The sequence below is a fragment of the Photobacterium sp. GSS17 genome, assembly GCF_028621875.1.
GTDB classification, from domain to species: Bacteria; Pseudomonadota; Gammaproteobacteria; order Enterobacterales; family Vibrionaceae; genus Photobacterium; species Photobacterium ganghwense.
Genome location: NZ_CP117518.1, coordinates 1,613,918 through 1,628,624 on the forward strand (window position 1 = coordinate 1,613,918; position 14,707 = coordinate 1,628,624).

General features: G+C 51.9%; 13 protein-coding genes and 1 pseudogene. 3 read left to right on the plus strand and 11 right to left on the minus strand.

The annotated features are described in order from the left end of the window. Nucleotides 1-23: 23 nt before the first annotated feature. Nucleotides 24-656 (plus strand): annotated as a pseudogene (gene ribB, locus PGW97_RS23650) (3,4-dihydroxy-2-butanone-4-phosphate synthase); the annotation flags it as partial. 108 nt (nt 657-764) lie between these two features. Here the strand turns inward: ribB and PGW97_RS23655 are convergent. Together PGW97_RS23655 and PGW97_RS23660 are read right to left on the minus strand one after the other, a co-directional pair. Then, nucleotides 765-1,703, minus strand: coding sequence for an arginase family protein (locus PGW97_RS23655; RefSeq protein WP_273860014.1), 939 nt, complete (start codon nt 1,701-1,703; stop codon nt 765-767). Continuing rightward, nucleotides 1,690-2,292 carry a hypothetical protein gene (locus tag PGW97_RS23660; RefSeq protein ID WP_273860015.1) on the minus strand — a complete coding sequence of 201 codons (603 nt, stop codon included), beginning with the start codon at nt 2,290-2,292 and terminating at the stop codon, nt 1,690-1,692. Before PGW97_RS23660 ends, PGW97_RS23655 begins: the two co-directional genes overlap by 14 nt. 450 nt (nt 2,293-2,742) lie before the next feature. Here PGW97_RS23660 and rnk point away from each other — a divergent pair, with 450 nt between their 5' ends. Further along, nucleotides 2,743-3,156, plus strand: coding sequence for a nucleoside diphosphate kinase regulator (rnk, locus tag PGW97_RS23665; protein ID WP_047885104.1), 414 nt, complete (start codon nt 2,743-2,745; stop codon nt 3,154-3,156). Nucleotides 3,157-3,420: 264 nt separating this feature from the next. On the opposite strand, the gene PGW97_RS23670 is transcribed toward rnk, so the two are convergent. Beyond that, nucleotides 3,421-4,533 (minus strand): M28 family metallopeptidase, encoded by a 1,113-nt coding sequence (locus tag PGW97_RS23670; RefSeq protein ID WP_217391820.1) that lies wholly within the window; start codon nt 4,531-4,533, stop codon nt 3,421-3,423. 572 nt (nt 4,534-5,105) lie between these two features. Here PGW97_RS23670 and trpS point away from each other — a divergent pair. Next, entirely contained in the window at nt 5,106-6,188 is a 1,083-nt protein-coding gene (trpS, locus tag PGW97_RS23675; protein ID WP_273860016.1) for a tryptophan--tRNA ligase, read from the plus strand. A 255-nt stretch (nt 6,189-6,443) separates the two neighbouring features. Here trpS and fliJ read toward each other — a convergent pair whose 3' ends face one another. From fliJ to PGW97_RS23715, 8 genes are read right to left on the minus strand one after another with little or no spacing between them, the layout of a single operon-like run. Further along, nucleotides 6,444-6,887 (minus strand): flagellar export protein FliJ, encoded by a 444-nt coding sequence (fliJ, locus tag PGW97_RS23680; protein ID WP_273860017.1) that lies wholly within the window; start codon nt 6,885-6,887, stop codon nt 6,444-6,446. Between the two features lie 12 nt (nt 6,888-6,899). After that, nucleotides 6,900-8,273 (minus strand): flagellar protein export ATPase FliI, encoded by a 1,374-nt coding sequence (gene fliI / locus PGW97_RS23685; RefSeq protein ID WP_443147145.1) that lies wholly within the window; start codon nt 8,271-8,273, stop codon nt 6,900-6,902. Between the two features lie 4 nt (nt 8,274-8,277). Beyond that, complete coding sequence (fliH, locus tag PGW97_RS23690) at nt 8,278-9,048, minus strand: flagellar assembly protein FliH (RefSeq protein WP_273860018.1); 771 nt, start codon at nt 9,046-9,048, stop codon at nt 8,278-8,280. A gap of 3 nt (nt 9,049-9,051) precedes the next feature. Next, a complete protein-coding gene (locus PGW97_RS23695; RefSeq protein WP_047885174.1) occupies nt 9,052-10,077 on the minus strand; it encodes a flagellar motor switch protein FliG in 1,026 nt (341 codons plus the stop codon). Beyond that, entirely contained in the window at nt 10,049-11,767 is a 1,719-nt protein-coding gene (fliF, locus tag PGW97_RS23700; protein WP_047885099.1) for a flagellar basal-body MS-ring/collar protein FliF, read from the minus strand. Before fliF ends, PGW97_RS23695 begins: the two co-directional genes overlap by 29 nt. A 3-nt stretch (nt 11,768-11,770) precedes the next feature. Continuing rightward, the gene (fliE, locus tag PGW97_RS23705; protein ID WP_273860019.1) at nt 11,771-12,157 is read right to left on the minus strand and encodes a flagellar hook-basal body complex protein FliE; all 387 of its coding nucleotides are present in this window, start codon (nt 12,155-12,157) and stop codon (nt 11,771-11,773) included. Between the two features lie 13 nt (nt 12,158-12,170). Next, nucleotides 12,171-13,532 (minus strand): sigma-54-dependent transcriptional regulator, encoded by a 1,362-nt coding sequence (locus PGW97_RS23710; protein ID WP_047885097.1) that lies wholly within the window; start codon nt 13,530-13,532, stop codon nt 12,171-12,173. After that, nucleotides 13,532-14,422: a MotY family protein gene (locus PGW97_RS23715; RefSeq protein ID WP_084712541.1), complete on the minus strand. Its 891-nt coding sequence runs from the start codon at nt 14,420-14,422 to the stop codon at nt 13,532-13,534. The genes PGW97_RS23710 and PGW97_RS23715 overlap by 1 nt, the downstream gene beginning before the upstream one ends. Nucleotides 14,423-14,707 lie beyond the last annotated feature (285 nt).

Consider the following 14,707-nt stretch of genomic DNA (forward strand, 5'->3'; position numbering starts at 1 on the left):
CAAAACGTAAGAAGGAAGACAACATGGCAATCAGCAGTATCGAAGCAATCATTGAAGATATTCGCCAAGGAAAAATGGTCATTTTGATGGACGATGAAGGGCGCGAGAATGAAGGTGATCTAGTTATGGCCGCCGAGTGTGTCACCCCCGCCCACATCAACTTTATGGCACGTAATGCCTGTGGCTTGATTTGCCTGACATTGACGCCAGAGCGCTGCGATCAGTTAGGTTTGCCTCTGATGGTGACCAACAGCACTGATCCACAAGGCACCGGCTTTACCATTACCATTGAAGCCGCATCGGGCGTCACAACCGGCATTTCAGCCGCTGACAGGGCACATACCATTCAGACCGCTGTTCGCCAGGATGCAATACCTTCCGATTTAACCCGGCCCGGGCACATTTTTCCTCTGCGGGCGAAGCCCGGCGGAGTCTTAGAGCGTGACGGTCATACCGAAGCAGGCTGCGATCTGGCACGTCTGGCTGGATACGAACCGGCCAGCGTCATCGTCGAAATCATGAATGAAGACGGAACCATGGCCAGACGCCCGGACCTCGAAATTTATGCACAAAAGCACGGCCTGAAGCTGGGGCTCATATCTGATCTAATTCACTACCGCCTCAACCTGGCTTCATGCCAGAACCATGTGCAGGAAACCGATCCAAAGCTGACTCGGGCACAAGCACAAATGCGTAAAGACACCATCGCCGCGTAATCCGCTCCGCCACTCCCGGTATAACAGAATGTAGGTGCGGCTTCTCCCCTACATTCTGAACCCCCAGACGGCATCAATCAGCTTAATCATCAGCTCCTTAGACACGCCGTTATCATCTTTTTCCGGCAGATATTCCACCAAATCCATGCCGACAAATTTAGGATGGGCTGCCAGCGTATGCACCAGCGTCAGTGCTTCGCGGGCCGTTAAACCGCCGACATTCGGGGTGGCGCAGGCCCGATAAATCGCACCGTCCAGGCTGTCGTAATCAAAGGAGACAAAAAAGCGGTCATAGTGAGTTTCTAATTGCTCAACTAATGTGCTCAGCATCTGTCGGAAACCATGACGGTCGATGTATTCCATGTTGTAGTTAGTTATTCCGTGACGCTCAAGCAATGCGGCTTCATTTGGCATCAGATCCCTGACTCCAACGTAATAGACCGATTCAGGCTTCAGTAGGCTGTCCGACGCCACCTGCCAACCGTTGTGACAGTACTCCCCCATCAGCATTGCCAACGGTTTTCCGTGAAGATTACTGGCCGGGCTATCATTGCAATCAGCATGGGTATCAATCCAGACCACCGCGACACTCTCGTTTCGCGGTTGGAAATAGTCCAGCGTCGCCTGCAGCGTACCGACAGTAATACTGTGATCGCCGCCAAGAATAATGGGCACTCTTCCCTGCTGATAGGTTGCCAAAACCTGCGGGTGTAGCAACTGACAATAGGCCGCCAGAGCCTGCTCCTTCTTCCCGTAATGGAGGTGCTGTCGAATCCGATCATCAGGCAGCACGTCACCCATATCCCGGATATCACCGCCCCAACGCTGATTTCTGACCGCTATCCACTCAGTCAGCCCCAGCCAGCAGCGCTCATCTGGCTCCCGCAATGGCTGTACCGTATTGTTATCAGTCGGTACAAAACCCAACTGATTAAACGGCGCGCCGATAATGTCAAACGACTTGCGTTCCGGTTTAGCTGTCGTCATGACTTTCCTCCTGCCCTTCGGGCTCCGGCAGAGCGGCTGCCAGCTTTTTCAGGTATTGCTTGGCAGCGTTGGCTTCTCCGCGACTGAGCCATTTCATGCAGGTTAGCAGTTCCCACATCAGCCCTTCGTCACCGTACGGATAGACCGGAAACGTCGCATGTTGCGGAGCGGGATCATCCGTCAACTTGCTGTTCACCACCCCCGCTTTATCAAACAACACCACGCAAGGCTGGCTCAGAGAAATTGCTTCCGCCACATCGGCACAGTGAATCTCGGCGCTGGTCAGGTCTTCGAACAGGTATTTTCTGAAGCAGGCTTTGTCGTTATGCTCCCCGATCAGTCGATAAAAAATGGCTTTTCCGGCTTCAAACGCAGCAAAAGATGACGCCGTCTGGCGATGAAATCCGTTCCGAGTAAAAAACAGAATATCGGCATCGGACACCCGGTCTCCCGTCCCACCCGCCAGCGATCCCACCAGCACGCCAGCCAGCACATCCTCATGACAGGCAAAAACCTCGACCGAGGAAGCAACCAACTGCTGTTGATGCGGTAAATCTTTTAAAAGCTGCGTATCCCATTCCCTGTTCACCTTACTCTCCCTTTTCTTGTGTTCTTGTGTTCTTGTGTTCTTGTGTTCTTGTGCGGCTGATTCTTAAGCAATAATTCAGTGCTTTACTGGCGCAAGCGGTTTACCTCATCACCATAAAAGGATGAAAGATTCATTGTCTATAAAACATTCTCTCGCCTGAGACTCATTCGTCATTATTTTTAATCATTACCCATCATTTTATTTATCAATAATGTTTATTTTGTTCATAAAAACGGTTGTTTTTTCCGCGTTTAAGAAGAGATTTTTTTCCGGATTGCCAACCCGGATGACTTGGAGTAGTATCAATATTGTTATATCAATTTTGGTTTTGAGTTTTTTGAGTCAGGTAAATCCTATACCTGGCTTTTTTTATTGCGCGCTTTTTATTTGTTCAGTCTGAATCCCTTTAATTAAGGGTCTAAAATGCGCCTTGTTTGATAGGAGTAACCAATGAGTTTAAAACCAAATATTATTATTTCCTCTCTGGATGCCGAACGCCTGGATAACCTGCTGGAGTCAATGGCTAACAGTGATCTGCCAGGACTGGCGGATCTGGAAGATGAGCTGGATCGTGCGACGATTGTCGCCCCGGAAGAAGTTCCCCCAACAGTGGTGACCATGAACTCAACCGTGCGTTTTTCTGTTGCCTCATCCAAGGAAACCTTTTGTTATACATTGGTTTACCCAAGTGATGTGAAGAAAGACGCCAAAAACATCTCAATTCTGGCCCCCGTCGGCAGCGCCCTGCTGGGGATGTCGCAAGGGGATGAGATCGAATGGCCAAAACCGGGCGGCGGTATTTTAAAAGTGCGAATTGAAGAGATTGTTGATCAGCCTGAGCGTAATGGTGATTTCCAACGCTGACAGCCGGTTCAACTGACTTTTCTGATGCCTAGCAGACAGTGAGTTTTTCGTTTCCGCCGAGGTCACTCTGTGGTTGACGAAATCTGAAACTTGATGTTCCGCTAATGTTAGGCATCACAGGGTTCCCTTCTGTTTTTCCCCGCATTCAACCGCTTACAAAAAATAACCACCACAGTGGTGTGGTGGTCGCAGAAAATAGCTGCACTTATCACGATATTAATTAATATTTTGAAACAAATGCAGCCAGATAAAAATAAACTTTATTTAATTCACATTAATATATTTATCACTGGTCAATAAGTTAAGAACAATATTGACATTATCGCTTACTTGCTGATTAACGCGCCCAGGGAATAATGTTTCCAGCTTATCGAGGCGATCAAATTCGGTATGCCAGATTTTTCCCCACTTCGTTTCTGTCTCACGATCGCAGGCAGTTTTTTGTTCCGCGTCATAACAGTCCCAAGCTGCCGGGTTAGTGGTTTGTGAGTAACCATCAAATCCCCATTCGCCGTTGATATTAAAGTTTGTCGCTTCAACATAAGCGATCGGAATACCAGCACAGGCAAAACCCGCATGATCTGACCATGAGCCAGTTTCACCTTCCGGATAGCCAGGAAACGCCGGGTGCACAACGTATTTCCCGTCTTCTCCTTTCACATCAATTGATGACTGAAGCATGGCATCACGCAAAGACGGCTGATAACTGTAATTGGCACCTGTCAGTCCCAGTTTTTCACACTTAGACTGGTACTCGGCGTAATCGGAGTGCGCGGCGTGCACATAAACGATGTCACCACCACCTACAGTGTCATAGTTAATCATGCCGATCACATTATCCAGTTTGCCGTTTTTCAGTGCATCCTGAACATAATGCAGTGACCCATTCAGGCCATTTTCCTCCGCCCCTGGCAGTAAAATGCGGACATTAAAAGGCAGGTCTGTCTGCTGAATTTTTTCCGCAATGGCAATAGCGGCCGCCAGACCGGCCCCGTTATCGGTCGCACCCAGCGAGCCGTGATCGGCGCCTGTTGAGTCATAGTGTGCAGCCAGCACGATGGTTTTATCTACCTTGCCTGCTTTCTCTACAATGAAATTGCGCGAGTTGAGTGTCTTGCCGCCTTTTTCATACGAAAAGCTTTGCACTTCAACGTCGTAGCCAAAGCCAGTTAATTTGTCGTAAATCCAGTCTCCGGTTTCCGTTTCTTTGGCTGTACCCGCTTCACGCGCGCCGATTCCTTCCGCTTCGTGAGCGACTTCCAGCAAATAGCCTGTGGCTTTCTGACCAAAATCGACAGCGGCGTCATCATCACTGTTGCATCCAGACAGGGCGACGGCCACAGACAAAGCCGTCAACGCAAAAATTCCTTGTTTCATCGTTATTATCCTTGTTTTGTATTGGCTAAATAATGCTTTGCGGCCCTATTATCTGGTTAATTGCGCAACAAAACGTGAGATATCTCTAAGAGAGTGATTTATTTATAGCCAGGTTTTCTTTTTGAGCATCAGATCATGTTACCGGCCACACACGCTTCCGGAGATTTCAGATTTACAATGTGAACCTGCATCCTTCCCCAGCTTCCATTGCCAACGGCCCATCAGTTTCGCCACCACAACCAAGCACCAAGCACCAAGCACCAAGCACCAAGCACCAAGCACCAAGCACCAAGCAGACCAGAGAATAGCCTCCTCGCAAACAAAACCGGATTTTCTGCCAATTTAAGGCGCTCATTTTGCTTTCATTCGATGGGCTTTAATGCTAGCTTGTCGCATATGCAAAATGTTTATCACTTCGCGGATACCACCGCATTCAACACAACATCTTGGTGGCACTCTCTTTTTTAAGAGCGGTGCTGAATACTTTTTGTTCAAAGCCGCCGGCAGGCAGGCTAATGAATAAACGTAGTTTCCCCTTGTCTCCGGCGCACCAAAACTAACCGGAGTTTCTCATGACCCAATCCAACGCATTGCCACCGACAACCAAACCGTTTCATCAGGCATACGAGCCATTGAGCCCGCAACCGCCTCTGTCTGTCGGCCATAAGATCCTGACTGGCGATCGGGCAACCGGCCAATTACACCTTGGCCATTATGTCGGTTCGCTGCAACAACGGGTGGCCCTACAGGCTCATAATGATCAGACCATACTGGTCGCCGACATGCAGGGGCTAACCGATAACGGGAACACCCCGGCGAAAGTGGCCGGCAACATTCTCAACGTGGTCGCCGATTACCTTGCCGCAGGTATCGATCCGTCACAAACGACTATCTGCCTGCAATCCGGTTTACCTGCCCTGGCCGAACTCACCATGTTTTACTCAAATCTGGTTACCATCGCCCGACTGGAGCGCAATCCGACGGTAAAAAATGAAATTCAGGGCAAAGGGTTTGGCCGTTCTATTCCGGCCGGTTTTCTGACCTACCCTATCAGTCAGGCAGCCGATATCACGGCTTTTCAGGCCACTCAGATCCCGGTTGGCGATGACCAATTGCCGATGCTGGAACAAACCAACGAAATTGTCAGGAAGATCAATAGCCTTGCCGGAAAACCTATCCTCACGGAGTGCCAACCCATGCTGAGTAATATGCCAAGACTGCCGAGTGTAGACGGCAAAGCTAAAATGTCGAAATCACTTGGTAATGCCATCACCCTTGATGCCTCTGATGCCGACATCGCAAAAGCCGTCAAAGCCATGTATACCGATCCGAACCACCTGACCGTTGATGCACCGGGACAGGTTGAAGGCAATGTCGTGTTCACATACCTAGACGCCTTTTATCCGGATCCTGCTTTTGTGGAAAGCCTGAAAGTGCATTACCGCCGCGGTGGCCTGGGGGATGGCAAAACCAAAGCTATTCTGACCGAGTGCCTGCAGGCCATGATTGCGCCGATGCGTGAGAAAAGGCAGGCGCTGATTGCCGATAAGCAATACCTGATTGACGTGTTGAAAGCCGGGACAGAAAAAGCCCGAGAGGAATCGAGCCAGACTCTGACTCAGGTAAAACAGGCTTTTGGATTAAACATTTTCTGAAAGAAGGGTTGCTCTGCCGGGCATCATCTCAGCGCGGCTGGCACACAGTTAGCGCGGCCAGTTCTGCAAGCTGCTCGCTTCAGGAGCAGCTTGCTTTAGGAACGATTGGCATCAGTAAGAGATCGTTTCATAAGTTGCTCGCTTCAAGAGCGGCCTCTTCAGGCACAGGCCGCGCTTTAATGCTGTCAGCTGTCATGCTGCGGTGACTCACAAGCCTAAACCCTCCGAGGTGAATGGTCATTCCGAGGTGGAGGGTTATAAGGGTTTTCGGCGATACCGGGCATTGATCAGATCTTCAACCTGCTTCTGCTCACGACGTGCCTGCTCGTACTGCTGCTTCGCTTTCCAGCGTTCCAGCAACGTTTCCAGGCTTTTCACTTTTGCCTGACTGGCTTCCAACTGCTGACGGCTACGCTGACATTCCGCTTCCATCAGCGCCTGCTCGTGCTGATGGTGGTGCAACATACGATCCAGCAGACCTTGTACTCGGGTACTGTTCATCAACATGGCACTGTTAACCCCCTGCGGGGTAACATGAGACTGCCACTGGCAACCGGATTTCAACATACCCAGCGCTTCCAGCTGTTGCTGAAAGTAATCAGCCTGCTGCCGCTGCTGAACAAACAGCTGCCCCAGACGATCCCGTTGCTGCTCGGCCATTTGTTGCAGTTTACCCACCGCCCTGACTTTCGCTTTCATCTCAGCACCTTATCAGTAACCGTTAGACGGGCTTGCCGGTTGGGCCGAACTGAACATTTGGGCCAACTGAGACAGACTTGCAGGGTAGTCAGAGACTTCCTGCACCGACTGTTGCAGATACGCTTTCAGCATCGGTTGCATCGCGACCGCCTGATCCAATTCAGGATCCTGGCCGGGTTGATAGCCCCCCAGTGGCAGCAACTCTTTGACCTGCTGATAGCTGGCATTGAGCTGACGAAACTGGTTGGCTACGGTCACATGGGAAATCTCAGTACAACTACTCATACAACGGCTAATTGAAGCATTGATATCAATCGCCGGATAATGGCCTTGCTCCGCCAGCTGGCGAGACAGCACAACATGGCCATCAAGGATGGCACGGGCAGAATCCACCACCGGATCCTGCTGGTCGTCCCCTTCCGCCAATACGGTGTAAATGGCGGTTAAGCTGCCATCGGGGTGTTCACCGTTACCGGCTCGCTCCAGCAACTGCGGTAACAGACTGAACACTGACGGCGGATAACCACGGGACGCCGGCGGTTCGCCCAGCGACAACGCAATTTCGCGCTGTGCCATGGCATAACGGGTGAGCGAATCCATCATCAACAGAACATCTTTGCCCTGATCACGGAAATATTCAGCGACCCGGTGACACAGTTTCGTGGCCCGCAAGCGCATCAGCGGTGATTCGTCGGCAGGAGCAGCCACAATGACAGCCCGACGACGGCCTTCTTCACCCAGATTACGCTCGATAAACTCCCGGACTTCACGTCCCCGTTCACCAATCAACCCCACCACAATCACATCTGCGGTGGTATTTTTGGTGATCATGCCCATCAGCACACTTTTGCCGACACCGCTCCCGGCCATCAGACCGATCCGTTGCCCTTTCCCCAGGGTCAGCAAGCCGTTGATCGCCCGGATCCCTACATCCAGCGGGGTATCAACCGGACGGCGTTTCAACGGGTTAATCGGGCGGGGATCCAGTGCGACCCGATCTCCCCCTTTCAGCGGCTCCCCATCATCCAGCGGCTCACCCAGCCCGTTAACCACCCGGCCTAGCCAGTGCTCTCCCATCTGCACGGTGCTGTCGCCATCCAGTGGGATCACTTTGGCACCGGCATAAAGACCGCCTAACTGGCGAATAGGCATCAGATATGCGACCGTATGATCAAAACCGACCACCTGCGCTTCAATCATTTCACCGTCATCGGCTTCCACCAGACAACGTTGCTCCAGCTTAAAGCGGCACCCGACGGCCTGCAGCATCAAACCGCTGACTTTGACCAGTCGCCCCGTGACTCGAGCCACCGGAATTGACTCCAAAGACGCCAGCGCATCACTGAGTTTGTCAGCCAATCCACTGCGGCTCATCTGATTCGGCATGACGTTACTCAACCAGCATGTCCTCAGCCACCGCGTCCTTAACGGTCTGGGCGTCACCATCCAGTAAGTGCTCACGGACATTTTCCATGCACGCTTCCAGACGTGCATCACAACTAGCATCCGCTTCGGCATGATCCGTAACCAGCTGACAACCACCAATCGGCAACGCGCTGTCCGGCACCAGTTTCCAATGAGCCGGCAAGTCAGGATGAATATTGGTAATGCGCTCCAAATCCTGTGGGTTGAGGTGCACCACCACTTTTTCGGTCTTGCCCGGCAGGGCATCCAGCGTCTCTTCAACCAGCGCCAGAATCTGTTGCGGCATCAGGGTCAGCTCAGCACGAATGACCTGCTGGGCAACCTTCTGTACCAGCTCACAGATCAACTGGCGCTGCTCGCGTTCTTTTTCCTGCTGCCACCGGGACAAGCTGGTGAACAGTTCGTTTACCGGTTTTGCCGCCGCCAGGAAAGCTGCCCGGCCGGTTTGCTCACCGCTGGCATAGCCTTTTTCAAACCCTTCTTTCTGTCCTTCTAGCAGACCTTGCTGAACACCCTGATCCAGGCCTTGCTTGAAGCCTTCTGAATGACCTTGCTGAAGACCCTGTTGAAAACCTTCTTCCAGCTTTTGCTGCACATCAAACTGCGTCTGCTGCCAGTTATCCTCCATATCCAGATCCAGCAGACCCGGCTCCCGGCTGATCGGTTCAGCCACCGGTGGAAAGCGATGCAGGCGATATTGTCCCGGCTGGAGACGCATGACTTTGGTTGTCTTCATCCGTTACTCCACCGTCTGTTCCTGATAAAGCAGCAGCTCGATATCACCGTTTTCTGCCATTTCACGCGCAATCTGCATGATGTCCTGACGGGCTTTTTCTACCCGGCTCAGTGGAACTGCTCCTTTCAGGGCCATTTCATCTTCCAGGTTCTTCACCATCCGCTGCGGCATCGCGCGTTTGATGGCCTGTTGCAACTGAATTTCCGAACCTTTCAGCGCCATCGCCCACAATTCAACCGCAACCGCCTGAACCAGCACATCCATGGTGTTGTCGCGCTGACGTCCCAGCACCATGAAATCAAACATGTTTTCTTCAATGTCGGACACCACGCTTTCATCATGCAATTTAAGCATTTCCATCAGCTGCCCCCGATCGCCGTCGAAACGGTTAATGATGTCAGCGGCCTGCTTCGCCCCATCAATCGGTGCGCTGTGACTGACAGAAACATGGTCGATACAGCGTTCAATCAGTTCCTGCAGATCCCGCGCGACTTCGTGATCGATCTCCTGCAAGCGGGCAATCCGGTAGACCAGTTCATCATGGTAATCCGGCGGCATTTTCGACAGTACCCGCGATGAGCTTTCCGGTGGCAGATAAGCCAAGAAGATTGCCTGCATCTGCGGGTGTTCCTGCGCGATAAACTTGGCCAGTACCTCCGGGTCAACCCATTGCAGACGCTGGATATTGTTACGCAGTTCATCGCCGTAAATATTATTCAGCAAACCCTTGGCAAGATCATTACCCAGGGCTTTTCGCAGTGTGTTGGACAGGTATTCTTTCGACGCTCCGCGAATCCCGCTGTGGGCACGAAAATCATCAAAGAATCGTTGAATCACACCTTTGGCTTTTTCACTTTTGATGCCGGAGAGGTTAGCCATGGCACGCGTCACCCGCTGAACTTCGTCACGAGAGAAGTGCTGCAGCACCTGCGCGGCAGCGTCCTCTCCCATGCCAAGCAAAACCAGAGCGGTTTTTTCAACGCTGCTGAACGCCTTCGCCTCAGCCATTTTTGCTTGTGTTTTGTTCATTTGCATTTACCCATTGTTTCAGGACTTCGGCCACCCGGACCGGCTCTTCATTTGCGATCAGCTGCAAGTGTTTCAGCTGAATTTCCAGCGGTGATCCCGGTGGAGGCAACAGCAGTTCATGGTGAGAATCCAGTGCGGAGCTGGTGCTTTCCAGCCCTTTCTCTGCCAGACGCTGGTTCAGGCGTTTTTCATGCTCACGCTCGGCCAGCGTCTGCACATCGGCGTTATAGTCGTCCTGCTCTTCCTGCGGCGGTGCAAATTCCAGCTCTGTCCGGCGGCGATCAATCCCGGTAAGGTGAGCAATCAGGGGACGCAGGACAAAGAAGATCATGGCCAGTCCCAGAATCCCGCCAATCACGTAGCGAAGCGGCTGCTGCACGGTCGGATCCTGCCACCACGGAATGGCGGGCGGCGCATCGATTTCAATCGGGGTAAAGTTGAAACTGAGCAGACTGAGGCTGTCGCCACGCGCTGCAGAGATACCAACAGCATCTTTTACCATGGTACTGATCTGCTGCTTTTCCTCTTCCGTCCAGGCCGTACCGTTTGGCGCCGCCGCTGCATTCAGCAGAACGGAAACGGTCAGCTTATTGACCTTACCCTGCTGATGCTGGGTATGTCGCACACTGCTGCCCAACGCGTATTGGCGATTCACTTCAGAGCGCTCGTTAGTGTTTTTACTGTCTTTGGGATCTTCCTTGCCGGTCACAGGCGGCTTATTACTCAGCGAACCCGGCACACCCAGTGCGATCTTATCAATCGAGTTATTCTGGATGCTGTGTTCCGTGCGAACCACCGGTGACGGATCAATGGATTCCCGGGTTTCTTCTACACGACTGAAATCCATATCCGCCGCGACCTGAACCCGGAAATTACTTGGCCCGACAATCGGTGTCAGCATATCTGCCGCGCGCTGAATCACCTGCTTTTCGAGGTTCTTCTGGTAATCGAGGAACTTGGCGTTCACCTTGCCGACTTCAGCACTGCCGATATCGGCACTCAGTAGGCGACCGTACTGATCGACCACCGACACGTTTTCCATTTTCATGCCGGTAACGCTGCCGACAATCAAATTGATAATGGCTTCAACCTGTTCATTTTTCAGGTCTTCCCCGGCTTTCAGCTCAACCATGACCGATGCTGACGGGGCTTCCGCCTGCTGTCGGACAAACAGTGTCTGACGGGGAATCGCCAGGTGCACCCTGGCATTGTTAACGGCATCCAGCGCGATAATGGTGCGAACCAGCTCGCCTTCCAGTCCATGGCGGTAGCGGGCCGTTTCCATAAACTGGCTGGTGCCCAGTGAAGAGTCGTCTTTCAGGGAGTCCAGCCCGGTCGGCAGCTTAGCCTTGATACCTTTGGCCGCCAGCAGCATCCGGATACGGGCCACTTCGCCTTCCTCGACCAGAACCTGACCATTTTCTTCCTGTAAGCGGTATGGGATACCTTCCCCTTCCAGTACCGAGATGATCTCCCCGGTATCAAAACGCTCTTGCTGACCGTAGAGCGGGCGATAATTCTGGCTGGAACTCCACAATGCAACAACGATGATGGCCGCCACAATCGCCGCCATCACCGCAGAAAGAACCAGATTTCGCTGGTTGCTGTGCCACAGGGATTTGGCCCTGGCCACCATAGCCTCAGCAGACGGTGCTGAGGCGGAAGTAGGTTGAGCAATAACTTCTGACATAACTTACACCGGCATTTTCATGACTTCATCGAACGAGGCGACGACCTTGTTGCGTACCTGCATCAGGGCCGAGAAAGACAAACTGGCTTTCTGGCTGGCGATCATCGCCCCGACCAGATCGTCACTTTGCCCGGTTTCCACCGCGGTCATTTTGGCACTGGCATCCGCCTGATGGGCATTGACACTGTCCAGTACCTGACGCATGGCTCCGGAGAAGGAAAGCGGCGGGTTGAGCGCTCCATCGGCGATCCGATTCTCCGTCACGATACGGGTATCGAGGGGATTTGCTGACACCACAAAGTCAAGCGCAATCCGTTGTTGCATATTCTGCATTTTGCTCAGCATCATCTGCTCAGACGAAGCCAGCTGAACTAAAGTGTTATTTGCCATTTTTCATCTCCTTTCAGGCGGCTGATCCAAGCTCAGCGTCCAGGTCTATTCCCTGCTCACGCATGGCTGCCAATTTGTATCGCAACGCCCGGGTCGACACCCCCAGCGCCTCAGCCGTCTGGGTACGGTTCCCGCCGAACTGCTTTAAAATGTCGAGAATGTACTGGAACTCCGCCATTTTTTTCGCTTCTTTATGGCCTTTGTCAGCTTCCGCCGGTCGACTCAGCGCCTGTCCATTCAAGACTTCAACCTTCGTCACCTCTACCGGCAACATCAGATCCTGAGCCGTAATGAAGTCACCATGACGCATCACCAGCGCACGCTGAATAACGTTTTCCAGTTCGCGAATATTGCCCGGCCAGTGGTACTGCACCAGTGCATTGCGTGCATCTTCCGACAACTGGCAGTTGCCCTGCTCGAGGTATTTGGAAATGAAGAATTGACCGAGAGGCAGAATGTCTTCCGGACGCTCACGAAGTGGTGGCCAATGCAGCGGCAGAACATCCAGACGATAATAGAGATCTTCCCGGAATGTCCCTTCCTGAACGGCTTTGCGTAAATCTTTATTGGTGGCAGCAATCACCCGGATATCCAGTTGAATGGATTTATGGCTGCCGATTCGCTCCACTTCCCGCTCCTGCAGTACTCGCAGCAACTTCGCCTGCAGCGCCGGTGCCATTTCTGCGATTTCATCGAGCAAAATCGTACCGCCATTTGCTTCTTCGAACTTGCCGCTCTGGGATTGGATAGCTCCGGTGAAAGCCCCTTTGGTGTGACCAAACAGCACCGCTTCCAGCATGGACTCCGGGATTGCCGCACAGTTAACCGCCACAAACGGTTTATCTGCCCTCAGCGAATGCTGGTGCACATACTGGGCCAACACTTCCTTTCCGGTTCCTGATTCGCCCGTGATCAGCACGGTGGCACTGGTACAGGCAGCCCGGTGCGCCAGTTGCAGTATCTGCTTACTGCGCCAGGATTCCGCCACGATATCGTCCATGGGTTTTTCCAGCGCTTCGACCCGCTGCAATAAACTCAGCAGTTGCGAGGCTTCAAACGGCCTTAGCAGGTAATCAGTGGCTCCCGCTTTCATCGCGTCGGCCGCCAGCAGTCCCTGATCCTGATCGACAATAGCAATCGCCACCGGCGTGTTACCTTTGGCATCCGGATTCAGCTGGCTGTGACGAATCCACTCGGTCAGACTAATGTCGTGCAAGTTAGAGCTGACCAGAGTGATCCCCCCCAGCCGGTTATGCAAAACAGCCCGGCCTGAAGTGAAATGACTGACGGTATAACCGGCCAGTTCCAGTACTTCAATCACCGGGCGGGCAAGATGAAAATCAGGTTCTATGAGTTGAATAGATTGGTGGCGCATTAGTCTGACTGGCTCCCTTTATCGTCCTGACGACGAATAACACGAACGGTCACCCGGCGATTATTCGCCTGGCCCAGCTCCGAGTCGTTACCGGCAACGGGATAACGCGCCCCGTGTGCACGAACCTGGATTAGCGATGCCGGCACACCGGCTTCTTCCAGTACACTGGCCACATCATCAGCCCGAACTCTGGCAATTTGCAGATTCGCCAGTGAAGAGCCGACATTGTCGGTATGCCCGTCAATCAGAATCCGCTTCACCGATTTATCCAGTCGGACGTACTCTGCAATGTCACGCAGGATTTGCTGCTGTTGCGATGAAGCAACACGCTGACCGGACTCAAACGGTAAGGTTAAATCCCTTGCCTGCTGGTACGACATTGCAGGCAACGCGGCTCGGCAACGCGTGAATTCGGTCAATGCGTCACGCAGGTGAACGCCCGGCAACTGCACCAGTACCGGAGATTCCAATGTTTGCGAAGAAACAGACAGCTGAAGCCATGCGCCTTCAGACATCGCTCGAAGCACATCATCCATTGCGCCATTAAAAATCAGCTCATGATTGGATACCTGGCGAGCCTCACCGACCGGCAGCAACTGCTCGTTGCGGCTCCACGGCGATTCCCACTGGTACAGTTTGGCAATCTGAATGGATTGAGGCAGCTGAAAACTTTCCACTTTAAAAGCCAATTTCTGACTTGGTTCAGCGATAAATGACACCTGCCCAAAATTATTTATCTTTTGATTTAATAAACACTGAAAATGGTCGCCTTTATATTCCCATTTAACTAAATCAATAGGAACTGCAATATTTTGAGCGTTTACCTGGCCAACTTGAAATGCCAAAAGAAATATCCATGAATTCTTACAGCACTTATTAATCATGAGCATTCCCTCTCTTGCCCATATTCTTTTTCATCTTTATTAGTATTCTGTACAAAATTCATTCAGTGTTTTACCAATGAATGAGATTGAATATTTTCATCAGATTTATAAATCAATAAGAAAACCCTCACCTTTTCCTGCCAATCGTGAATTATTGACACTCAGAGACGAGAATTTGACACTTCTCATTTTATTTCATAAGCCTAACGGCAATTGGAGCCAAACAAACAAACCATTTATTAACAATAAGTTAAACAATTTGCATAATAATTATAAGGTTAATTTGGTGAG

Bases quoted from the DNA above. Each gene is read 5' to 3' on its own strand.
- PGW97_RS23655 (WP_273860014.1), bottom strand. From the start codon at position 1,703: ATGACGACAGCTAAACCGGAACGCAAGTCGTTTGACATTATCGGCGCG.
- fliJ (WP_273860017.1), bottom strand. From the start codon at position 6,887: ATGAAAGCGAAAGTCAGGGCGGTGGGTAAACTGCAACAAATGGCCGAG.
- fliH (WP_273860018.1), bottom strand. From the start codon at position 9,048: ATGAAGACAACCAAAGTCATGCGTCTCCAGCCGGGACAATATCGCCTG.
- PGW97_RS23695 (WP_047885174.1), bottom strand. From the start codon at position 10,077: ATGAACAAAACACAAGCAAAAATGGCTGAGGCGAAGGCGTTCAGCAGC.
- fliE (WP_273860019.1), bottom strand. From the start codon at position 12,157: ATGGCAAATAACACTTTAGTTCAGCTGGCTTCGTCTGAGCAGATGATG.
- fliF (WP_047885099.1), bottom strand. From the start codon at position 11,767: ATGTCAGAAGTTATTGCTCAACCTACTTCCGCCTCAGCACCGTCTGCT.
- PGW97_RS23670 (WP_217391820.1), bottom strand. From the start codon at position 4,533: ATGAAACAAGGAATTTTTGCGTTGACGGCTTTGTCTGTGGCCGTCGCC.
- fliI (WP_443147145.1), bottom strand. From the start codon at position 8,273: ATGCCGAATCAGATGAGCCGCAGTGGATTGGCTGACAAACTCAGTGAT.
- PGW97_RS23715 (WP_084712541.1), bottom strand. From the start codon at position 14,422: ATGCTCATGATTAATAAGTGCTGTAAGAATTCATGGATATTTCTTTTG.
- trpS (WP_273860016.1), top strand. From the start codon at position 5,106: ATGACCCAATCCAACGCATTGCCACCGACAACCAAACCGTTTCATCAG.
- PGW97_RS23710 (WP_047885097.1), bottom strand. From the start codon at position 13,532: ATGCGCCACCAATCTATTCAACTCATAGAACCTGATTTTCATCTTGCC.
- rnk (WP_047885104.1), top strand. From the start codon at position 2,743: ATGAGTTTAAAACCAAATATTATTATTTCCTCTCTGGATGCCGAACGC.